22 protein-coding genes are annotated in these 22234 nt (G+C 60.8%); 11 read left to right on the top strand and 11 right to left on the bottom strand.

What is annotated here, in order from left to right:
• The first annotated feature begins 166 nt into the window (after nt 1-166).
• Nucleotides 167-835 (top strand): leucine-rich repeat domain-containing protein, encoded by a 669-nt coding sequence (locus NG895_RS27800; protein ID WP_252855835.1) that lies wholly within the window; start codon nt 167-169, stop codon nt 833-835.
• Nucleotides 836-1049: 214 nt separating this feature from the next.
• Here NG895_RS27800 and NG895_RS27795 read toward each other — a convergent pair whose 3' ends face one another.
• The gene (locus NG895_RS27795) at nt 1050-1796 is read right to left on the bottom strand and encodes a CvpA family protein (RefSeq protein ID WP_252855834.1); all 747 of its coding nucleotides are present in this window, start codon (nt 1794-1796) and stop codon (nt 1050-1052) included.
• A 274-nt stretch (nt 1797-2070) separates the two neighbouring features.
• On the opposite strand from NG895_RS27795, the gene NG895_RS27790 reads away from it, so the two are divergent.
• A complete protein-coding gene (locus NG895_RS27790) occupies nt 2071-3048 on the top strand; it encodes a metal-dependent hydrolase (protein WP_252855833.1) in 978 nt (325 codons plus the stop codon).
• Here the strand turns inward: NG895_RS27790 and dtd are convergent, their stop codons facing one another.
• Entirely contained in the window at nt 3049-3489 is a 441-nt protein-coding gene (gene dtd / locus NG895_RS27785) for a D-aminoacyl-tRNA deacylase (RefSeq protein WP_252855832.1), read from the bottom strand.
• Between the two features lie 130 nt (nt 3490-3619).
• On the opposite strand from dtd, the gene NG895_RS27780 reads away from it, so the two are divergent.
• Nucleotides 3620-4528, top strand: coding sequence for a ZIP family metal transporter (locus NG895_RS27780; RefSeq protein WP_252855831.1), 909 nt, complete (start codon nt 3620-3622; stop codon nt 4526-4528).
• Here NG895_RS27780 and NG895_RS27775 read toward each other — a convergent pair.
• Both NG895_RS27775 and NG895_RS27770 read right to left on the bottom strand, forming a co-directional pair.
• Nucleotides 4500-5699: a DUF3754 domain-containing protein gene (locus NG895_RS27775; RefSeq protein ID WP_252855830.1), complete on the bottom strand. Its 1200-nt coding sequence runs from the start codon at nt 5697-5699 to the stop codon at nt 4500-4502. The genes NG895_RS27780 and NG895_RS27775 overlap by 29 nt on opposite strands.
• Nucleotides 5700-5744: 45 nt before the next feature.
• A complete protein-coding gene (locus NG895_RS27770) occupies nt 5745-6818 on the bottom strand; it encodes a YheT family hydrolase (RefSeq protein WP_252855829.1) in 1074 nt (357 codons plus the stop codon).
• Between the two features lie 245 nt (nt 6819-7063).
• Here NG895_RS27770 and NG895_RS27765 point away from each other — a divergent pair, with 245 nt between their 5' ends.
• A complete protein-coding gene (locus NG895_RS27765; RefSeq protein WP_252855828.1) occupies nt 7064-7744 on the top strand; it encodes a hypothetical protein in 681 nt (226 codons plus the stop codon).
• A gap of 7 nt (nt 7745-7751) precedes the next feature.
• Here the strand turns inward: NG895_RS27765 and NG895_RS27760 are convergent, their stop codons facing one another.
• Nucleotides 7752-7931: a hypothetical protein gene (locus tag NG895_RS27760; RefSeq protein WP_252855827.1), complete on the bottom strand. Its 180-nt coding sequence runs from the start codon at nt 7929-7931 to the stop codon at nt 7752-7754.
• A gap of 288 nt (nt 7932-8219) precedes the next feature.
• Between NG895_RS27760 and pdxA the strand changes: the two genes are divergently transcribed.
• A complete protein-coding gene (gene pdxA, locus NG895_RS27755; protein ID WP_252855826.1) occupies nt 8220-9248 on the top strand; it encodes a 4-hydroxythreonine-4-phosphate dehydrogenase PdxA in 1029 nt (342 codons plus the stop codon).
• 36 nt (nt 9249-9284) lie between these two features.
• Complete coding sequence (locus NG895_RS27750) at nt 9285-9911, top strand: histidine phosphatase family protein (protein WP_252855825.1); 627 nt, start codon at nt 9285-9287, stop codon at nt 9909-9911.
• Here NG895_RS27750 and NG895_RS27745 read toward each other — a convergent pair.
• On the bottom strand, nt 9883-11025 hold the full coding sequence (locus tag NG895_RS27745; RefSeq protein ID WP_252855824.1) for a hypothetical protein: 1143 nt from the start codon (nt 11023-11025) through the stop codon (nt 9883-9885). The two genes, NG895_RS27750 and NG895_RS27745, sit on opposite strands and share 29 nt — an antisense overlap.
• 224 nt (nt 11026-11249) lie before the next feature.
• On the opposite strand from NG895_RS27745, the gene NG895_RS27740 reads away from it, so the two are divergent.
• From NG895_RS27740 to NG895_RS27720, 5 genes are all read left to right on the top strand, one after another.
• Nucleotides 11250-12746: a hypothetical protein gene (locus NG895_RS27740; RefSeq protein ID WP_252855823.1), complete on the top strand. Its 1497-nt coding sequence runs from the start codon at nt 11250-11252 to the stop codon at nt 12744-12746.
• Nucleotides 12747-13117: 371 nt separating this feature from the next.
• Nucleotides 13118-13657 (top strand): hypothetical protein, encoded by a 540-nt coding sequence (locus NG895_RS27735; RefSeq protein ID WP_252855822.1) that lies wholly within the window; start codon nt 13118-13120, stop codon nt 13655-13657.
• Between the two features lie 72 nt (nt 13658-13729).
• Nucleotides 13730-15025 (top strand): hypothetical protein, encoded by a 1296-nt coding sequence (locus NG895_RS27730; RefSeq protein WP_252855821.1) that lies wholly within the window; start codon nt 13730-13732, stop codon nt 15023-15025.
• A gap of 873 nt (nt 15026-15898) precedes the next feature.
• Nucleotides 15899-16105 carry a DUF1559 domain-containing protein gene (locus NG895_RS27725; protein WP_252855820.1) on the top strand — a complete coding sequence of 69 codons (207 nt, stop codon included), beginning with the start codon at nt 15899-15901 and terminating at the stop codon, nt 16103-16105.
• Between the two features lie 131 nt (nt 16106-16236).
• On the top strand, nt 16237-16404 hold the full coding sequence (locus tag NG895_RS27720) for a YqaE/Pmp3 family membrane protein (protein ID WP_252855819.1): 168 nt from the start codon (nt 16237-16239) through the stop codon (nt 16402-16404).
• A 128-nt stretch (nt 16405-16532) separates the two neighbouring features.
• Here the strand turns inward: NG895_RS27720 and NG895_RS27715 are convergent, their stop codons facing one another.
• The 5 genes from NG895_RS27715 to NG895_RS27695 form a co-directional block, all read right to left on the bottom strand.
• Entirely contained in the window at nt 16533-16832 is a 300-nt protein-coding gene (locus NG895_RS27715) for a hypothetical protein (RefSeq protein ID WP_252855818.1), read from the bottom strand.
• Nucleotides 16833-16899: 67 nt separating this feature from the next.
• On the bottom strand, nt 16900-17082 hold the full coding sequence (locus NG895_RS27710) for a hypothetical protein (RefSeq protein WP_252855817.1): 183 nt from the start codon (nt 17080-17082) through the stop codon (nt 16900-16902).
• Between the two features lie 373 nt (nt 17083-17455).
• A complete protein-coding gene (locus tag NG895_RS27705) occupies nt 17456-20176 on the bottom strand; it encodes a sulfatase-like hydrolase/transferase (RefSeq protein ID WP_252855816.1) in 2721 nt (906 codons plus the stop codon).
• A 131-nt stretch (nt 20177-20307) separates the two neighbouring features.
• Nucleotides 20308-21060: a tRNA pseudouridine(38-40) synthase TruA gene (gene truA, locus NG895_RS27700; RefSeq protein ID WP_252855815.1), complete on the bottom strand. Its 753-nt coding sequence runs from the start codon at nt 21058-21060 to the stop codon at nt 20308-20310.
• 76 nt (nt 21061-21136) lie between these two features.
• Entirely contained in the window at nt 21137-22150 is a 1014-nt protein-coding gene (locus NG895_RS27695; RefSeq protein ID WP_252855814.1) for an aspartate-semialdehyde dehydrogenase, read from the bottom strand.
• Nucleotides 22151-22234: the final 84 nt, after the last annotated feature.

Raw genomic sequence — 22234 nt, 5'->3', positions numbered from 1 at the left:
GGCCGCAACCGCAGCTCTTGTACTGGCAGCCGCCACTTGGGCTTTCGCTGCGGTCGTCTGGCTGAAGAGACCGCCGACTCGAAACATCCTGCTCGTTGCCATCTGCGCAGCGATCGTTGCCAGCATCGCAGCCGGATCGCTAGCCATCCCTGCAGCACGGCACGCCTTGGCAATCCAAGCCGTCTACGACGCCGGCGGAACGATCTTCTACCAGGAGGATCCTCACCATGGCTATCCGGCTGACTCGCAGCCACAGTTTCCGTACGGACAGGTGGCTCGCGTAATCCTGGAAGATGGAGCCGCCAATCGCCTCAAGCCGTGGCAGCTCAATGCGTTGCCGGAAATGTTCGACTTGGGGGTCGACGGACCCATTAGCGAGGACCGACTGGTCAGCCTGTGCACCCATTTGCGCGACCATCCAGGCCTGAAGTCAGGCAACTTCTATGTCTCAGGGCTGACGAATCGCGGCCTTGATTGCATCGCGATGCTCCCGCTCGAATCGCTGCTCATCAGCAACACACGAATCGAGCCGCTGGATCTAACATTCCTCCAGTCCAGCGGATCCCTCCAGGAGCTTTGGCTGAGCGGAAATCCCGCACAGCCGGACGAGAAGCTCACGCTTCAGCAACTCGAAGCACTGGCTGGGCTGGGCCGTCTGAGGCGGCTCTACATCAGCCATCTGGATCTCACTTCCGAGGGAGCGCGGGAGCTGATCGCGGAGCTCGACGGCCTCGAATGGTTGAGGCTGATACACACAGGACTGACGGCCGAAGAGATCGAATCCCTGCGGACCGAAATGTCGCAGACCGAGGTGCTTAGCGAGTACGACTACTGACAGGGAACCCAGCAGCCAACGTCCGATAATCGCTGTTATGTTCGTTTTAGAGCTGTTTTTACCGGGGTTCTAGGCCCATTACCCTGACTGCGGACGTTCGTTATCCGAACAGCGATTCGTGCGAAGCATGGCGTGACGAGCATCGTTCTAAGGCTCACGCCGGCGTCGATGGAGCGTTCATTGCGTCGCCCGAGCGATGCTCTCAACTGCCCCGTCATTGGTTCGGCCAGGGTGTTGGATTGGTGGCAGAACTTGGCCAAGAGTTCGCCGGCGGACTGCTCGTCCCCGAGCTCGGCCACGGAGTTGTACCGCCGCTGGCAGGGGCCCCAGCAGCAGGCTGTTGAGCGGGCTGCGCGGACTGCGAGCCCGAGGGCCAACTTGCCCCCTGCCCCCCCTGCCCGCCTTGCGGCCAGTCGCTTGATACGGACCATCCTGATCCTGCCGGTTGTTCCTTATCCAGCTCTTTCTCAATGCGATCGACGTACGGACCGACGACCTTCTGGACCTCGGGCGGAAAAACGGCGTCGCTTTTGGCTAGCAACACACCGATGTAGTGTCCGGCCTTGGAGTTGAGAATTGCAGACCGCTGCGACTCGAGCAGCATGGCGGCAAAGAACGTGATTCCAATGCACCACAGCACGCCGCGAGCAAAGCCAATCAAGGCGCCCATCTGGCGGTCGAACTCGTTGAGTTTCACACGGTCGATCGCGCCGGCGACACCACGGAAAATGAGCCATATGGCGAGCGACGTTGCCACGTACACAGCCAGCATGGCGGCAAAGCGATTAAAAGGCTCCGTCTCGCCAAACATGGGAGCTAGCTGCGGACTGAACTTCACCGCCGCGAAGTAGCTGACAATAAGCGATGCCAGGTAGGCTACCTGCCACGCCATGCCTTTGACGAATCCAAACAACGTGGCGCCAACCAGCACCACAAGCATCAGCAGGTCGTAGGTCTGCATGTCGATCTCTCGATCAAGCAATAAGGTAGGGGGTGACTCCTTGCCAGCAATGCCAGCAGGGGGCCCAAAGCGCGGGAATGCGGACGGGGCGGAAGTATAGCGGGCGACTACGCGATAGCGAAGGGCAGTTCCCCCCCAACAAGCTGGAGTCTTCCTGCCACCATGGAACCTGCTAGCAGTGGCAGCACCTGTCGATGAGATATTGCCTGGACGCATCGCAATTCCTATCCTTCCACCACCTATCGCTACCGCCTAAACGCCAACCACATTTGCCATGGCCGATTTTCGCACACACGTGACCACCAGTTCGGTGCTGGGTGTGGGCTATGCCGGCATGGGCATGACGATGGGATTTCCGATCGAGTCGTCCATCGTGGCCGGTGGTCTGTGTGGCGTGTCGGGCATGCTGCCCGACTTGGATAGCGACTCCGGCATTCCAATCCGCGAGTCGACAGGCTTCGCCGCCGGCATCGTGCCGATGCTGCTGGTGGATCGCTTTCAATCATTCAACCTGGAATACGATCACTTGGTGTTGATCGCGGCCTGCTTGTATTTCTTGATACGCTTTGCAGGCGCGTCGCTCTTAGGACGTTTCACCGTGCATCGGGGTATGTGGCATAGCATTCCGGCGGTGATGATCTTTGCGGGCCTGGCATTCCTGGTTTGTGGTCCCGCCGGCAACGAACCGATTCGCTACCTGAAAGCAGGCGGTGTGTTCTTTGGCGCGATGTCTCACTTGTGCCTCGACGAGCTTTACAGCATTGAATGGAAGGGGGGCACTTGGCGTATTAAACGCTCGTTCGGTACGGCGCTGAAGTTCTGGAGCAAGAACGGTTGGGCCAACTTCAGCACCTACGCCAAATTAGCCGTTGTGGGCCTCATGGTGGCCGGTGAGCCGAGCGTGAATCAATACCTCGAAACGCGTTACCCGGAACTCGCCGGCAACGCACAACGTCTACGCGACGCCAAGGAGGGATTGATCGACGACGTTCGCAGTCGGGTGAGAAGCGGTGAGTCGACGATGTCACCCACTCCCGACGCTCTGGGGAACCCCGAATCAGAATTCGCTCCAGCACCTTCGTCGCCATGGGGTGCCTCGCCATCCTTCCCACAGCAATCGCCCAACACTCCGCGGACAACCTCGCCAAGCTATCCACCGTCAGGGGGAGGATTCTCGCCCAACTCGGGACAACCGAGCATCGGCTCGGCCGAAGCGGTGTACCGCGCGGGGGGTGGGTTCGTGCCCCGATAATTAAGGCGACTCGACCCAAAGCGTGACCGGACCATCGTTCACCAGCGCAACATCCATATGCTGGCGAAAGCGCCCCGTGCCGACGTTGATACCACGTTGGCGAACGGCGGCCACAAACTGCTCGTAGAGCTCTACCGCCAACTCTGGCGGTGCCGCATTGATGAAACTCGGCCGGCGGCCCTTCTTGCAGTCGCCGAAGAGTGTGAACTGGCTTACGACCAGCATTCCACCGCCTACGTCCTCGAGCGACAAGTTCATCTTGCCATCGGCATCGTCGAAGATACGTAGGCCAGCGAGCTTCTCGCTCATCCAGGCTACCTCTTTAGCGGAGTCGTCTTGCCCGACCCCCAGCAGGACCAACAGCCCCTGCTCGATCTGTCCAGTAACCTCCCCTTCGACAGTGACACTGGCCTGGCTGACCCGTTGTACTAGAGCTCGCATGAGGTTTGCCGGTCGTTGGAGGCTGGCGTGGCAGTCAGTTGTAAGTCGGTGGGATTGCGAACATACTAGCACGCTTGCCCACAACTTGCCTACGCTCCGCTTTACCCCTTTCCCCCTTGCATCGGCGCCGATGTCCTCCACCGCTTTCCTTGTTTACTACTGCGTGCTGATCCTGCTCTCCTCCGTGGTGGGTGGCATGATCCCGGTATGGTGGAACCTGACGCACCGCTGGATGGAAGTGGCGGTAAGCTTCGTCGCTGGCATTATCTTTGGTGTAGCCGTGCTACATATGCTGCCCCATGCCCTGGTCTCGGCGCTCGAACAGCCCGGCAGCGAGATGAACTCGACCATCATGAACCTCATGACATGGTTCGTGATCGGCTTTCTGGCCATGTTCTTTATCGAACGGTTCTTCTGCTTCCACCATCACGAAGCGCCGGCCGACGAAGAACACGTCTATGACGAGCAGCACGTCCATGGTCCGGGATGTTCGCACGAACCGCACTCCGACCACGCCCACGATATAACCTGGACGGGTGCGGCTGTTGGCCTGACACTACACAGCCTGCTAGCGGGTGTAGCGCTCGCGGCGAGCGTTGCCCATGGTCATGGCGGCGGCCTACTTCCTGGCCTGGGCACCTTCCTGGTGATCTTCCTGCACAAGCCATTCGACGCGATGACCATCGCGATGCTGATGGCGCGCAGCGGTTATTCGATTTCAGCCAGATCGTACGTTAACGCCCTATTCTCGCTGGCCATCCCAGCGGGCGCGGGACTCTTCCTATTGGGATTGTCTCCCGAGGTGGGACCTACATGGTTTGCCCTACCGCCTGCCCTGGCGTTTTCGGCGGGCGTGTTTCTCTGCATCGCTGGCAGTGACCTGTTGCCGGAACTGCAGTTCCACCATCACGATCGCTGGAAACTCTCGACCGCACTGCTGCTGGGACTCACCGTGGCCTATTTGGCAGGTCGGATGGAAGGCCATTCGCATGGCCCACGCCCTAACACCGCTAACACTCCAGCATCCGCGCAGATGTAGTGCTGCCAGTCCCCCTGCCCCGAAGCAGGTCGATGGCCTGGTCGATGGGTAGAATGACGCTGTCCTGTTCCTCCCCGCGAAGTCCCAGTCGGGCAAGCTTGCCTTCGGCATCGGCGATATCAAAATCGACATCTACACCGAACTGGTCGTGCAGGTACTGCTCCACGTGTTCGCAAAGTGTTGGCGGCTGTGGAGTTGCTGCTTCGCCGGAATGGCTAAACACGTACCCCAGCACAACCTCTTTAAACTCCTCCTGCTTTACGGTCGCCACCAGCAGTTGCAGCGCGCTGGCGTTGTTGCCCATGTTCTGGAAGTACAGGTGCCGCGTCCGCTGCCAGTCGCGATTGATGCGAGCGTTGCGATAGCCCAGCGCACTACGGATGCCCAGCGTGACGATCCCAACCAGCAAGATCTTCGCTAGCGTCCAAATCGCCGCAAAGCCCACGGCGATCTTCATGACGGTGACTCCCAGCGTGCCGGCGCCGGTGCCCAAGAGCTTAATGCGGTCCCACAGGCTCATCGTCGCTTCGGCGTGTGGCAGCAGTGCCTCGACCTCGGCTTCGGGAATCTCTTTGAACAACTTGAGCCGCACATAAGATTCGTCCTTTAGTCGCGCAACGATCATCAACCGCTTGAAGACAGAAACCTTGGTCTCCTGATGCTGCCATGGCCTCCAACGGCACCGCTCGCGTTTGGTGGTCTCCCCCCTGCCCCGAATCCAAAGCCGCAGAAATTCGATGCGAGTTGGGTCGACCCGTACACTCAGATTGCGAGTTCCAGCGCGGAGCACCGCCTGGGCGATCTCCACGTCGCTCAGCTCCTCGTAGTTCGCCTTGTCGAGCAGGTACGCCAGCTGCGTGCAGAGCAGTTCGTACTCGTCGGGCGTGGCGGGCTCCAGATCGGCCGCCGTCAGCGTATCGCGATCGGGGTTAAAGCGAGCGTAGGCGTCGGCCAGCCGTCGCTCGAAAGTGCCAGTCTCGCGATCGATTACTTCCCCTAGCGCCCCGGCAAAGCTTCGGACCGCATCCGCATCGAGTCCGAACCGGGCCGCATCGTGTGCCAGATGGTGGACCAGATCGCTGGCACGCACCGGGATGAAACGATCGTCGGGCCGCGACCATGGTTCGTCGGTCGATTCGAGCATCGCCAACGGTGGAGTAGGTGCGGACATTCGATCTTGGTGGTGCCGTCCAACAGTGGCGGCCCGTAAAGTGGACTAATCGGTGAGCTGGGTCGGCGGCGTTCGCCAGCGAAGCCGCGAGCCAAACCACCGCGAAGGTGGGGCCGGATCGGCGGCAGATTCGTCGGCGACAGAGTCCTTGGAGCCTGTTACCCACTCGATCACCCGCCAGTCGAGCCAATAGCGATCGGGATCGGTGCCCCGCCGCCCGACGAATCCCAAGTGCCCACCGCAACCAGTGGCCAACAGGTGCGTTCTCTCGCCCAACGTGGCTGATTGCAGTGGTTCGATAGGAACAATCGGATCATTGGCCGCCGCGATGATTCGCGTCGGCAATTTGATTTGTTCGAGCCGCGTTACCACACTAGCCTGCTCATAGTAGTCGTCGGCGTTTCGATAGCCACCCAGCGGCACGGTGTAGGACTCGTCGAACTCGCGTAGCTTACGAGGACGTGGCAGGTGCTGCACCTGTGGAGCGCCGGGGATTGTCTCGGCACGCTCGACAACCATCTTCCATAACAAGCGTGCGAAGTACTGATCGTACTGCTTGTTGAGCGGCCGCTTAAGCAGACGCTCCACGGCGAACAAGTCCACCGGCGGGCAGATGGCCACCACCCGCGACAAGTTCGGCGGAGTCGAAGGCATTGCGGCCAGATTGAGCGACAGTGCTCCGCCCAAAGAAAACCCACACAGGGTGATCGGCGAGCCGGGTGCCACTTCGCCGATGTGTGCACAGGGTGGCTCCAGGTCGCTCCAGCGACCGCAGTGCGTGGAAGTGCGAGCCAGGTGCCCCCCTGCCCCGCAGCCACGAAGGTCGACGCGAAAGGTACGCACGCCTCGATCATGCAATTTGTGTGCGATGCGGACCACATAGCGGCTTTGATGCGAACCGCACAGGCCGTGCACCAGCAAAACCACCGGATCGCCCACCTGCCAGCGATTTGGGCGGTCGTCGTGCAATACGAGTTGGTCGCCGTCGTCCAGCGCCACGCAATGCTGCATGGTGCCGGCAAGCTGGTATTCTGCAGCGATATAGTGGGCGGCCAGCGTCTGGCGATGCCCACCTGCTAGCAAGGGAAAAGGGCGAAAGTTGGCTTTGAGATTGTTCAAATTCCTACCCCCGAAGCGTCCTGTACTTCGCGAAACTCGCCTGCGCTTTCTATTGGTCGACGAACGACCGTCATTGTTTTAAGTCTCCGACCGACTATCGACAATACTAGTCATCAGCCGATGGAACAGGTGTCGACATACCTACAGCAGCGTGTCTGGCGGCTATATACGATTGTCGCTTGTGGTGAGGGGAATTGCAAATGCGCTGGATCAGTCGTTGGTTTCGCTCGTCAGGGGCACCGCGTATGGCCATCACGGTACTGCCGGTCGACCACGGGGCTACGCCCCCCTGCCCCTCCATGCTCCAAGAGGCCTTCACCGTTCTGGACGAACGCCACCTGCCAGCCACGTGGGCCATCGCTCATACGGGTAGCGACTTGCGGTTGGCTCAATCGCTACTTGCCGGCCGGGTAGTCCATGAACTGGCATTCGTCCTCCGGGGCGGCGATATTGGCAACGAGGCGGCGGGCTTCCCGCGATTCTCCCACATCGCCGAACGAGTCGAACTGCCTCTGCGAAGCTTGGTTGCCGCGGCGTCTGGAGTCCACCCTTCCCTGCTGACTCAGTGGGGAGTCGAGGCATTCGTGCCGCTGGGGTCCGACTATCCGCCCAGCCGGACAGGGTTGCCACGTGCGTTAACCTGGGGCGTCTGGGAGATCCCTGTCACCGATCGGCTTGCTACGCCAGGGGATAACATTGAGGTCGCCCAACTCGAAAGACGTATCCACCACACGGTTCGCGAGTCGACACGGCTGCACCTGCTGTGGCAGCTTAGCCCTCAAAGCAATGGACGATTGTCGGACGATGTCGTACACATGCTGGACTTGGTGGCCGAGTACCATGGCCGTGGCTGGCTGGCAATGGAGACAGCCGGCAGTGCGGCCGCCGAAGTTTCGCGATTGGCAACGCCCCGCCTTGCGGCCTAGATCCGCACTACAGGTCGCGGTAGGCGTTCCAGCTCAGGTAGCCCAAGATACCGGCACAGATAACGAAGCCGATATCTATCAAGATGCTTTGCCGGCCAAAAGGGAACTTGGCCACCAAATCGAGTCCGAACAGAAGCAGACTCAAGCCGGCCACGGCCATGCCGCCGAACGTCATTGCTTTGGCCATGTGGTCGAATCCTGCGGGCGCGAGTCGGTCAGAGTAGCGAGGTTGGGTAAAATAAGCCAGAACTACAGTATAGTAGCCCGCTGGCGATTGTCATCGGACCACTTTGCCTGAAGGCCCCAGTCTGCTTGGGCAGTTGACCATACACAACCGTCAGCACTGTTAAATTCGGCCCAACGGCCGCGATTCTTCCACTAAATAGGGCATCCCGCGAGGCCCGTTCTGCCGGCCGGTTGGGTGCGGTAAAATCACCTGTTTGTCCCCATCGCCCAGTCGCCCGCCTCGCCCTCCATGCACGATTCCCCTCTTCCAGTGCTTGCTGTGACCATGGGCGACGCTGCAGGCGTGGGGCCCGAGGTGATCGCCGGGGTATGGAACAACCCTCAAATCCACCGGATTTGCCGTCCTCTGGTGCTCGGACAGCCAGAAATCATGCGTCGGGCCTGCAAGCTGCGGAAATTGGATGCCGAAGTCGTCGAAATCGACTCCGCTGGCGACTTCACCGCCTCGCCTTCGGCCCTGCCCTGCCTGCCTGTGGATGGCAACTCGCTGCTGGAGATCGAGGCGGGCATCTCGGATGCCCGCACGGGCGAAGTCGCCTTCCAGGCGGTGGTAAAAGCGGCAGAGCTGGCCCTGGCTGGAAAAATCCAGGGCATGGTGACCGCCCCGTTATGCAAAGCCGCACTTCACGCCGCGGGGCATCACTATCCCGGACACACCGAACTGCTGGCTGAACTGTGTGGCACGCCCCGTTTCGGAATGATGCTCTACCTGCCGCCAGGCGTGGCGAATCACTCCCCCGCCGGACTCGGCGTGGCCCATGTGACCCTGCATAACTCGCTGCGGGAGTCGCTCGACTTGATTAGCGTCGAGGCAATTGTCGAGAAATGCGAGCTGGCCTCCGGCATGATGCGTCGCCTTGGCGTGCCCGAGCCACGTGTTGGCGTCGCGGCACTCAATCCGCACGGCGGTGAGGAAGGCCTGTTCGGCGACGAGGAGATTCGCATCATTGGCCCCGCCGTCGAGGTCGCCCAAGCCGCCGGCATCCACGCCACGGGGCCGCTACCTGCCGACACGCTGATGATTGCCGCGCGGGATGGCCAATTCGATGCTGTGGTGGCCCAGTACCATGATCAGGGTCATATTGCCCTGAAGTTGCTGGCCATGCATTCGGCAGTGAACGTCACGTTGGGACTGCCCATCGTGCGCACCAGTGTGGCCCACGGCACGGCGCTCGATCTCGCCTGGCAAGGCATCGCCGAGACCAATGGAATGATCGCCGCCATCGAAACCGCCGCCAAATTGGCCGCGTCGCCCTAAGCCCCTCCACCAGGCGCTGCTACCTACCGAAATCCCATGCCTGACGATTGCCTGATTTATCTCGTACGCCACGGTGCAACCGCGCACAACCTGCTCGATCCACCTCGGATGCAGGGACGCCACATCGACGAGCCGCTCACCGACTCGGGCCAGTCTCAAGCCGCGCAGGTGGCTGCAGCGCTGGCCGGCAAGTCCCTGGCAGCCATCTACTCCAGTCCTTTGAAACGGTCGATGCAGACGGCCGAGGCCATCGCCAAGCACCATGAAATGCCGGTGACTGCGGTAGAGGACCTCGCCGAGGCGGATGTCGGAAAGTGGGAGGACCGTTCGTGGGTCGACATCGAGGCGAACGACAATGCCGCCTACCTGGCGTTTCGCGAAGACCCAGTGGCCAACGGCTATCCGGGAGGTGAGAACCTGCGTCAAGTGACCGATCGCGTTGTGGCCGCCCTCAATCAGGTGGCAGCCAACCATCTGGGACAGCACATCGCCGTGTCCGCGCACAGCGTAGTAAACCGTCTGTACCTGGGCGAACTGCTGCACGTGCCCATTGCGATGCGTCGGCGGTTACCTCAGGACAATTGTAACTTGAACATCATTCGCTGGCGGGCTCATAAGCAGAGCGTGATCACGGTCAACGCGTTGGACCATCTGGCTCGCTAGCCACGCGACGCTGCTGCTGGGCGAGTTGCACCGCTTCGCGGCGCTGCATCCGTTCGACGTACTGTTCGGTCACATCGACCGGCTCGGCCTGTGGTTCGTAGATGAATTGGATGGTGCCGATCTCCTCATCGAATACCACATCGTGGAATTGCAACCTGGCCAGGGGTTGGCGGCTCAATTGAAACAGCGCTTGGGGTTCCAGTTCGTCGCTACTTAGCGGGTCTTCGATCGAACGGAACTCGATGAGGTAGGGGAACAGGTCGTTCTGCCCCAGCAGTACCATCACGTTCATTGGCAGCCGGCTCGGCAGAGGGCCCTTGGCCATCCGCTCCTGCAACCGCTGCAGCAACACCGCCGAGGTGATGTCGTCGGCGGGCGTATCTGACAGGTCGGTCAGCACCCCCGCTAGCGACTCGGCACGCCACCGGCCGATCATCCCCAGTACGGGCTGCGGCCCGAGGCCCAGGCTCTCGGGGGCACGGAACGCGCCTGGCGCGGTGAATTCGAAGTGGGTACGCAACGACTCGAGTAGCATCGGTAAACCACCGAAACTGCCCGTCAGTTGTGGCGATATCGGCATCGTGGCCAGCGCGCCGCCGTTTGGGTCGCTACTGCTATCTCCTTGACTTTGCCGCCGCAGATCCCACAGATCCACCTTCTCGATTCGCTTTCCACTAGCGGTATGGCGTTCGATAAACAGTTCGTTGTCGTACACCGTCTGCAGAATGGAGGACCGAACCCCCTGGTGCTGACTCTCGAGTAGCCACCGCACCTTCCGCCGGGTCCCCCTGCCCCGCTGCAGGTAATCGCCGCGGCCATCGAGCCGGAGCCCTTCCACATGGGCTTCATGGATCAGAGACGCCTTGACGTTGTCCCGCTGCTCGAGCCGAGCGATAGCCAACAATAGCTGACGGTCGCCGTCGGGGTTGACCACCACGTTCCTGGGCAGCACCCGCCGCAGGTTGTCTTGCTCCTGCTGATCGGCCGCTTGCTGCTCCTCACGGGCGGACTGGGTGCGCGAGCGATTGATGGCTGGCTGCACCACCATAAATAGTGCAGCCAGTGCGCCTAACCCAATGATGGCCGTTGTTAAGTGGCGTAATATATGCTTCATGCGCCGGATTTGTCGGTTTTGCCAAAGATTCAGGTCGTGAGGGACCGACTTGATACTCCCAGAGACGTACTCTGTCTGCTGTCCTGGTGCCGCGATGCACCACAGCAGGCAGGAACGCCTGAATGGGTCGCGGATTCTAGCTGAGTGGCTGGAACAGCGTCCACCGCACTTCGCGACCGGTGCTAGCAGGTGTGCCGGCGAGATCATTCCCAAGGGGGGACAAAATGCGTTTAACACATTGGTTGCCTAGCTGTGTGCTGGCAGCCGCACTGACCACCATCGGATGTACCGGCGCCAAGATGGCCCACAACTTGCCTCCAGCCCAACAGCTCATGGAACCCGGCCCTGGCGTCGGCGGACCTGGACCCGGAGTGATTCCGGTGCCCGGCCAGTACGGCATGGGCGGCATGGGTGGTATGGGAGCCATGGGGGGCATGGGACCAGGCGGTGCCATGGGACCCGGTGGCATGGGACCAGGTGGTGGCATGGGTTGCATGACCCAGGCACCGACTCAAAACTCCGGCATCCAACAAGTTGGCTACTGCGAACCCGGCGGCGGCGGCATGCCCGGCATGGGGATGCCTGGAATGCCAGCCACATCGCAGATTTCGTTCCTGGGCGAAGAGCCCCTGCAAGTGAACTGGGATGTCAGCGGCCAAGGTTGCTTCGACTCGTCGCCGCTGTTCGTGCCCGGTAAGCAGGACTTCTACCAGGGAGCCATCTACCGCCTGAAGGTTTCGAACTTGCCAGGCCGCGAGACCGTGGTGCTGTATCCCACGCTGGAAGTGGCCCCGGTCACGCCGCGGACCGATGCTTACCTGGCTCACGCTCCGATTCCGGTACAGTTCACCGAAGAGGACTTCGATCAGGTCTTGAGTGGCAACTTTGTCACCAAGGTTATTTACCTGCCGGATCCCGAATTCACGGAAGTCGCCCTGGCTGGTGTCGAGACACTGGTTAGCACGCGCCTCGATCCGGGGGTCGATCCGATTGCCGAAGCCGACCGCCGTGGTTCGATCCTGGCCATCCTGCGGATGGGTAACAAGGACCTCAGCAAGTCGCCCGGCATGTGCGCTGGCGGATCGTGTGTAACGCCCGCTCAGTACACCGAAGGTCCCTACAGCGAAGAAGGCTTCGAAGTTGGGCCCGAACATGTACCCGCCCCGGCTGACGGTCAGTACATGGGCGAGGGTTACGTCGAGGGCTACGAAGGTGGCTACGTGGACGGAGGTTACGCCGAGGGTTATTCCCAAGGCGGAAGCGGCTGCTACGGTGGCGGCTACGACGCCGCGATGTCGCAAATGCCGATGGGTGCTCCCACCGCAGGCATGGGCCTGCAGGGTGGAGTGCCTCCTCACATGGTGGCCAACATGGCACCCGCCTATGGCATGCCGATCACCGGTACGCCAATTGGTCTGCCGGGTCCGCCCCACATTCCGCTGGGCGTTCCCGCCGGCCTGAAGAAGCACAGCATGCGTAATCGCACTCGCGTGGTGCTGCCTGATCCGGTGCACGAAATGAAGATGACCGTCAAGCAACGTCCTGGCATGAACTACCCGGCTCCTGTCGACCACGTTCGCATTGACGAAGTGAACCGCGCTCCGAAGCAGATGTTCGGTGGCACCGTCCCCGGATTGATTCCTGCGGCTCTGAATAAGTCGTGGAACCACATGAAGTCGGCCGCTCACAACGCCGATTGTCAATGTGAGTACTGTCAGTAAGCAGTAACCAACGAGCTTTGCTCGAGTAGTAAAACGATAGCAATGGTCGGTGAGTAGGTGAGTAAGCGAGCAGCCCCAACATGGCAACATCCATTCAACCTGCTTGCTTACTTGCCTACTCACCGCCATCTAAGAACCTTTTCGATACGCCCGACGTAAGTACTGTGAAGCATTCAACGACAACGGTCCGCCACCTCAGACGACTTGCCTCACGGCAAGCGACGTTCGCTGGCAGAACGTGTTTGGTTGCCCTCTTATGCGTGTTGGGAGCCACCATGGCTGCGGCCCAAAGCCCAGCCCGGCATCCTCTGCACGCGGGCGCCATGCCACCGGGAGCGATTGGAAGTCAGCGACTTCTGAGGGGTGGACCGTTGTCGGGTTATATTCAGCCCACCGAGATCCGCGTTTCCGCGGGCGTGCAGGTGGGCATGGCGGTTAACGGGCAGTTCACGCTGCCAGAGACCGACAATCCGCTGGTGGGCCTGCAGGTGGGGCGGGTGTACCGCTTTCGGGTCACCAATCTGTTCGATCGTCCCGGTGTGGAGATCTATCCCACGGTCGAGTTGATCGATCGCTTGTATCCGCCACCCGGTGCCGCGCTCAAGTTTCCCGTGCCGATCGACATCACGGCCGAGGACCTCGAACTGGCTGCCCAGGGAATGTACATCACTCGGGTGATCTACGTCGAAGATCCCAACCAGGCGTTGCCGGTTGAAGAAGTCGACGGCAAGACCACCTGGTACGAGGCTCGCCCCGAGGAAGATCCGTTGGAAGTAGCCGAAGCCGCGGGACGGCCGATTGCCATCTTGCGAATCGGCGGTCGCGACTTGTCGCAGGCCGCTGGGCAAGGTTTCGCTACTTATGGCTGTCCTCCGATCATCGAGTACGGTCGCAAACCAAGCGCCGAGTAAACATAACGGCCGCACCCTACGCCGCACGGCTTCGGACTGCTTGGCCAACCTTTTCTCTGCTTTCTCAAGACCATGCACACGCCCTACGCGCAACAAGTTGTCTTCTTTCCGCGTTGGTTCCGCGCGTTGATGATCGTGATAGCGGTCATTGCATTGTGTGCTTGCCAGTCGACGTCGCCCTTGGCGCCGCACACCAACGTTGGTGGCTACTCGCAGGGTGGTATGGGAAGCGAACTGAGCCAGGCTACTGTGCCTCAGCCTCCCCCCTACGCCGTTCAGCAAGCTCAATATGCCTCGCAGCAGTGGATCGATCGGGTTCCCACCCAGCCGTACCACGGCGAAGTTGCTCCCTGTAGCTGCCACGGCTGTCAAAGTGGTACCTGCGACACTGGTGGCTGCGATCCCGCGGCCGGTTGCGATGGTTCCTACAACTGCGGTTGCCAGAGCTGCGCTGTGGTCGGACCATCGGACGAGTACCTGTGCGACGGTGGCGACTTCCACACCCCGGCCGGAGTCGATTACGACTGGCGACTGCACGGCGTCGAGCAGGAAGATACCATCACCCACTACGACACCAAGGATGGTCGGGTCATTGTTAAACCGAGCAACCGCGTGTGTATCTATGCCCCGCGGTTCGGCGCGGTGCGTCGCGTGGATATGCTTACGGTGAATCAACATCGCGTTGGCCCTGGTGGTATTATCGACGAAATGGCCCTGGCCGCTGCCAATCGTACCGATCTGGCCACCACGGCGGTCGAGCAAAAGGGTCCCATCGCCAGTCTGGGCGATCAGCCGGCCAGCCTGTTTCGTGCGCGTCAGCAGGCCGGTGGCATCAACGCCCGCATATCGCTGGCCGACCTCGAAGGCATCCTCGCGCCGCAGCTCAATCTGCAGGTGGTCAAGCTCGGCATCATCGACAATGCCGAGAAGCCGCGACTCGCCAAGGCGATTGTCTCGGCCTACAGTTGGGCGTCCGACGTGTCGGCCCAGGTGGTTATCGATGGCAAGCAGGTTCATCAGCAAATCGGCCGCACGCAGGCAGGCGAGATCTTCGGACTGGAAGAACCCGACTCGCCGCGTATTCGTCTGATCAAGCTGGCCTCGACCGGCGCCGCGCAACTTGGCGAAGAGGTCGAGTTTGCCCTGCGATTCGACAACGTGGGCGATCAGCCCATCGGCAATGTCACGATCGTCGACAACCTGGCGACTCGCCTGGAGTACGTGGAAGACTCCGCCAAGTCGACCCTGGACGCCGATTTCACCACCGAACCGAACGAAGGTGGCTCGCTGCTGCTCCGCTGGGAGATCAAAGAGCCGCTCAACGTCGGCGAAGGTGGCGTGCTCACCTTCAAGGCTCGGGTCCGCTAGCGGTAGCCACCGCCACCGACCAACGATGAACGCCTCACCGACAGCGCGGAAACCTTCCGGAGACGTAGCTCTTCTTCTGCCGGTCCGCCGCGCAGGGAGTATTGGTACAACATCCCCAATATCCCCCAGTCGGATTCATGGGCCCAAAACTCCGATGGTTTTGGTCACCCCCCAAGTGGTGAAACCCCTTGTTTTCCAGGCTCCACCAACCGCGGGGCGGGACAAAACCGGGAGAGTAGTTCCCCAGCTATTCAGCAAGGTGGACCAAAACTCCCAAGCTGGACCAAAACTCGTAACTGCCCCCACACCCTGAACGAGCGGGGCAACACCCTCGCCAGCAGCCGACTCACCTAATTCCAACTCGACGTGGGGTCGAACCACCACCGCTCGCCGGGTGCACACAACTTCTCGCTCCTCCATTGGATCACGCCCCCGCACCATTTCAACAGTGAAGTTTTTACAGCAGCTCGGCCGCAGACGTTACTGCCAAGGCCTCAGTTCGGCGCAGCTTGAGCCGCTTCTGGCCGCCTAATAGAATCCCAGTGAATGCTGTATTTCCAGCCGCAGGAGCCCAGTCAGGAATAGCCGCGTGAATTGTCCTCAATGCGACATCGAGATGGTGCGAGGCTACACGTGGCTCGACCATGTGCTGGCGAGTGGATTGTTCTGGCGGGAAGAACCGCCGACCTTCAGTCCGCTACTGCCAGGGCCCAAGGGGCATACAATCCTCCATGCCCACTTACTGAACAGGCGGCAAGCCGTCAGGGAAGCACTCCGATGCCCAGCTTGCCAATGTATGACCATCTTGGCAGGCAACGCTGAATCCTGACCTCCCGATCTTCACTTCCGCTGGCCCTCTTCCCCAGATGCACCATGGTAACAGTTGAGGCTAGCCTCTGTTGCGGTATTACGCGGGTGGAAGTCGGCATCACGTTGCTCATCATCGTGGCAGCAGGAAGTTTGATCCTCTCTGCCATGCAGCAGGCCCGTGAGTCTGCCCGCCAAGCTCAGTGCGAGAATATACTGAAGCAAACGGCAATTCAGGAACTCGTGTTGCCCAACTTGCCACAGCAGATGTAGGATGGTGGTAGATGTTTCAGCCAATCGAGCGCGGCGGGGGGAACGTTGGTTAAGCTGCGCAGGTACTGACACGACTCAATCGCTCTGCTCGACGGCAATTGCTCTCGCACAACTGATGAGAGGATGAAGTTATGAAAGTCGTCAAGGTCATACTATCGATCTTCCTACCACCAGTGGCGGCCTTCCTGCAGGTTGGTGTATCCACCCACTTCTGGATCAATATCATCCTCACCCTGTTGGGCGGCATCCCGGGTGTGGTCCACGCACTCTGGCTGGTTCTCGGAGATAAGACAGCCTAACCTCCGTCTTTGCAGGAAAAAACCTATCGAGTGGCGTTAGGGCAAAACGGTGTTCTCGAATGCCTGGGATGAGGGTCTGCGGCCACTTCCTTGCGGTATCAGTGCCTCGTACTGGGTCGGACGCACTGTCATGATGTGCGCGTCCCCCCCATCAACACACGCCATCTGGTTGCGACAAATATCAACGCGGCCAACACGATGGCCAGACCGAAGCCCAACATGCTCGCCACCATCCCGGGCGGAAATGGGACGCAGACCAATCCGAAACCGTAGTACACGTAGGTAATGTCACCAAAGGCAATCAACCCGAATCGGCTGGAGCCGACGACAAAGCTCCAGTCGTGTGAAGGCGTCTGGGCATTGGCGACAGATGCCAGGAAGAACAGCAGCAGTCCTGTGAGACAGGGTCGGGCGTACCAACTGCCCATGAGAATTCTCCTGCGGGTCGTCGAATAACGTGGCCATGCAGTCTCGCTGACTCCTGAACGCCATGAATTAGGCGTGGCCTGGGTACAAAGTGTGAGACGATTGTACTTTGCTGGCGAGGTACTCAACGGTGCCTTGAAGCGTTAGCTCGCTGAGCCTCCGCCATTCGGCATCGTCGAGTTTCATGTTCAAAGCCTTCTCGATGCGGAACATTGCATCCCACTCGCATCCGTCGCCAGTACGAAACTCCATCATTATTTCAAAAGCGTCACCTGGAATGAAGTGAGAGTGTGGCCAGCAGCACGCCTGAACACAGCTATCAATCAGTGACCTTGCGACTCGGCGATGCAACTCATCATCCCAGTAATCGAACGGGTGCGGCGGCCTTGCGTCGAACTGCTGGTTTAGTTCTTTTACGATAGGACCTGTTCGACGGTGTTGAAGCACCGCACCAACGATCCAGCCGGCTATTGGAATCCATCGACAAATCAGTTCGACCCTCGAAGGAGCAGGCCAATTTTGTGGGTACCGCAATGGTGCTAGCTTGGGATTTTTGCCCATGGGTCGGCCCAACGTTTGTGATCAGCCATCCGCTGCAGCTCGTGGTCTCAGCGATCGAGCAACTTCATTTACCAGGAAGTTGATCCATCGCCGGCCCCTGCTCCGCTATCAGGGCGTCGCACCGGTTGCGCATTGCGTCCAGAGCCTCTCGTTGTGCGGCGGATTGCTGGTCGGGCGGAAGCATGGCAATGTTAACCAGCTCGTCTGGGTCTTCCTCCAGGCTATGCAGAAACTCATAGGGCGATTCGCCGGGGCCGTCGACGAAGTAGCGCGCGTAGACCCAATCGGTATCGCGAACGCCTTCCCACCGGGGAATTGTCTTCGGCACGGCCAGGAACTCGCAGAGGAAGTCGGTACGCCAATCCGCTACGGTTGCTCCCCGCACAAGCGGCACCAGGCTGCGTCCCGAGTGCGCTACCGGAGGCGTCTCGCCGGCCAAGTCGATCATGGTGGACGCCAGATCGCTGTTGAGCGCCATCTCCTGGCGAACCTTGCCTTTGGCTTCGGTTGGCAGGCGTGGATCGTAGATCACCAACGGGACACGCAACGACTCTTCGTAGTGTGTCCACTTGCCTGCAAAGCCGCGGTCGCCCAGGTAGTAACCGTTGTCGGCCGTGTAGATGATCACGGTGTTGTCCGCGAGCCCCTGCTCCTCGAGCTGCTTCACCAACCGGCCGACGACGTGGTCGATGCCACTGATCATGCGGAAATAGGCCCGCATGTTGGTCTGGTACTTCTCGGACGCGTCCCACCGCCAGAAATAGCGTTGCCGGTTGATGGAGTCCTTCAGAAACTGCGGCTGCGACGCATAGATCGCCGGATCGTCGAGCCTCGGTAGCGGCATCTCTTGATCTTCGTACATGCCATCGGTCACTTTGGGCCAAGGGTAGTGCCCGATGCCCGGCCGGTGGTCGCCATCTTCCGCGTGTGAAGCATTAAAGCTGATCGTCAAACAGAAAGGCTGTTCGGCCGGCTGGCTCTTGATGAACTCGATGCCCCAATCGCCCAGGATCTGCGTCTCATGCCGCTTGGTGCCATCGGGCTGCGGTTTGAAGTACGGATTGCGCCCGATTCGACGGCGCACATCGAACATCGCCTCCGCTGAGGGCTTGTCGATCGTCACATGCTCCTTGCCCAAGTGACCGGTACGATACCCAGCGGCTTTGAGCACGGCGAAGTAGGAACTCTGGCAAAGCTGCGGATTGAGCGGGCCCGGGCGCACCTGGTACAAGTGCTTGCGTTCGTAACACCCAGTAAATAAACACGCCCGACTCGACCAACAGGTCGACGTGGTGACGAAGGTGTTCTCGAACCTGACCCCGTCAGCCGCCAGCTGGTCGATGTTTGGCGTCTTCACCACCGGATGGCCCGCATACCCCAGCGTGTGGTTGCGTTGATCATCGGCGAACACCAGCAGAATGTTCGGGCGTTGTGGTCTGTCGTCGTCATGCTCGACGCCCGCTTCCTTCACTTTGCTCTCCGACACTGCATACCACTCGTTGAGCAGATTCCCCAACTCATCCACAACTTCCGGCTCCTGCGCGGCAAGGTTCGTCTGTTCGTTGGGGTCGGCCTCTAGATCGTACAATTGCGGCGCGTCGCTGCCAGGCGGAAATTTCATCTTGCCGGGGACGCCATCGTAGGTAAGCAACAGTTTGTCGTTGCCGCGAATCACCCACCGATGCAAAAGTGACGCGCGAGGGTCTTCGATGTCGGCAATGTCGTGGGCGAACGACTCGCCGTAGATGGTGTCGCGGTCGATAACAGCTTCGTCTTGCAGGTAGGGCAGTAGATTCTCACCGGGCAGGTTGTCGGGAATCTCAGCTCCGGCCGCCGCCAGAATAGTGGGTGCAATGTCGATACTGCTGCACAGCTCTGGTCGCTCGGCCGGCTGAAGCTTGCCCGGCCAGGAGAACATGATTGGCGTGCGGATTCCTCCCTCGTAGGGACTGCGCTTGGAACGCGCCGCATAGCTGCTGCTCTGCGGGTCCTGAATCCAACCATTGTCGGTGACGTAGATCACCAAGGTATTCTCCGCGAGGTGTTTCTCGTCGAGCCGATCGAGCAACTGCCCGCAAGTCTCGTCGAACCACTCGCACATCGCATAGTACTTGGCCACCGACTTCGGCCGCCCCTGTTGTCGGTACTTGGCCAGGATCCGCTCGGGTGGATTGTGCGGCGAGTGCGGCAGGAACGGGGCGTACCATAGAAAGAACGGCTTGCCGGCATCGGTCGCGGTATCGATGAAATCGAACACCGGCTGCATTCCCTGCCGGCCAATCTCGAGACCATCGTCGCCATGGCGACCGCCGCGTTCGGGATAACCGCGGGTCATGCCGTGTGTAAATCCGCCCCGCTGGTAGCTGCCTTCCCACCATTTGCCACATTGAAAGCTGAGATAGCCGCGTTCGGCCAACAGCCTTGGAAGCGTTGGATGCTTGTCGATGTTCGAAATCAATAACTCGCGCGGGTCGACTCCCGCACGTTGGGCGTGGGCTCGATTGGCAGCCGTGCGAGCCGGATCGTTGCCGGTAATCAGATGCTTGTGGGCGTAGAGTCCCGTGACCAGGGTGGCCAACGAGGGACGACACAATGCTGTTGGAACATAGCCCCGGCGAAAGGTAATGCCGGACTGCGCCAGTTGATCAAGGTTCGGCGTCTCGATGGCCTCATGCCCCATAAAGCCGTAGTCGGTCCACGCCTGATCGTCCGAGATAATCAGCACGATGTTGGGGGGCGCATCGGTCGCCGCCGCTTCTGCGACCGGGAGCCGCGCAAAACACATCGCAAAGCAGGAGGCAAATATGAGCAGGGGTGTGCTGTTTCTCACCACAATTCGCTCCACGGGCAAAGAAGGGTAGATAAGGGTCCGCTGCCCGATTGTACCCCATTGCCGGGGGACGTGGCCAACTGGAGTCAGGCGTACCGCACCTCGACCAGCACCAACCCATGGGCCGGGGCGTTTGGCCCTGCATTGCGGCGATCGCGGCTGGCCAGCACCTCGGCCACCCACTGCGGCTCACGGGCGCCGCGGCCCACCTCGACCAGCGTGCCCGTGATGCCACGGACCATGTTGTAGAGAAAGCCATCGCCTTCGACGTCGAAATCGATTTTCTCACCCGCAGCGCCCCCCTGCCCTACCCCGACCCGCGTGAGGGTGCGGACGGTGCTGCTCCGTTCGGAGCCGGTGGTCTCGAAACAGGCGAAGTCGTGCCGGCCAACCATCAGGTCGGCGGCGGCCTGCATTGCCCGCACGTCGAGCGTTTGCGGCAAATGCCAGCGATACCGGCGGTCCATCAGCGGCCGCACTCGCGAGTTATGAATCTGGTAGCGGTACCACTTGGTGAGCGCATCGTGCGTGGCGTGAAAGCCATTCGGGGCCGATTCGACGCCTGTAACCACCACATCTTCGGGCAGCTTGGCATTGAGGGCCTGCACCAGCCGCGCGCATTCCAGCTTGCTCGCGGTCCTTAGGCCCACGATCTGCCCCAACGCGTGCACGCCCGCATCGGTGCGGCCGCTGGCGGTGAGCGTGACCTGCTCGCCGGTGATCGCGCGCCAGGCCTCCATCAATGTGGCCTGCACCGTGGGGTGGCTGGGCTGAATCTGCCACCCCGCGTAGGCAGTGCCGTCGTAGGCGACCGTGAGCTTCAGCCAGCGCTCGGACATGGAGACCTATGGGGAGCGGATGGTATCGATACACTGGATGGCTGAGCTCGACCCCAACCACCCCATGCTGAAGGCGCTAAACTGCCGCGGCGCTCTTCACCAGCAGCTCGGCGATCTGCACGGCGTTCGTGGCGGCGCCCTTGCGGAGGTTGTCGCTCACGCACCAGAACGTAAGGCCATTCTCGCAGGAGAGGTCTTCGCGGATGCGGCCCACGAACGTGGCATCGTCGCCATCGCAGTCCTTCGGCATCGGGTACTCGCCGGCGCTCAGGTTGTCGACCACCTTGATGCCCGGCGTGGCGGCGAACAGTTCACGCGCCTCGGGCACGGTGATCTTGCGTTCGGTCTCGACCAGGATGCTCTCGCTGTGGCAGTTGCTCACCGGAACGCGAACGCAGGTGGGGCAGACTTTGATCGACTCGTCGCTGAAGATCTTCTGCGTCTCGTACACCATCTTCATTTCTTCGGAGGTGTAACCCGCGTGCTTCTCCGAGCCGATCTGCGGAATCAGGTTGAACGCGATGGAGTGAGCGAACGCCTTGTTCTCCACCGGCTGGCCATCCAGATGCGCGCGGGCGCTCTCAACCAACTCGGCCTGGCCAGCAACACCGGCGCCGCTGGTGGCCTGGTAGGTGCTCACCACCACGCGGCGGATCTTGCCGGCGTCGTGCAGTGGCTTCATGGCCAGCACCATCTGGGTCGTCGAGCAGTTGGGGCTGGCGATCACCCCTTGATGGGCAAGGGCCGCCTCGGGGTTCACCTCGGGCACCACTAGCGGCACGCTGGGGTCCATCCGCCAGTAGCCACTCTCGTCGACCACCACGCAGCCTCGCTCCTTGGCCCATGGCACAAATTCCTGGGCAACGGGGTCGGGCGTGCTGCCGATCGCGAGGTCGATGTCGTCGAACGCCTCGGGTGTTAGCTCTTTAACCGTGTGCGTCTCGCCCTTGAACTCGATGGTCGTGCCCGCCGACCGGGCAGAGGCCAGGAACGTGATCTTCTGGTAAGGAAAATCACGCTCAGCGAGCAGGCGACGAATGATCTGACCAACAGCGCCGGTGGCGCCCACAATGGCAATCGACTCGAACACGAAATGTCTCCCAGGGAAAAGTTTCCAAGGCCCAACCAGCCAGCGGCTGGACACCCCTCGCCCCCCGGTGGTTCACGGGAAAAA

This window comes from Aeoliella straminimaris, from assembly GCF_024054565.1.
In the GTDB taxonomy this organism is placed as follows: Bacteria; Planctomycetota; Planctomycetia; order Pirellulales; family Lacipirellulaceae; genus Aeoliella; species Aeoliella straminimaris.
This window is presented reverse-complemented; position numbering and strand designations above follow the sequence as displayed.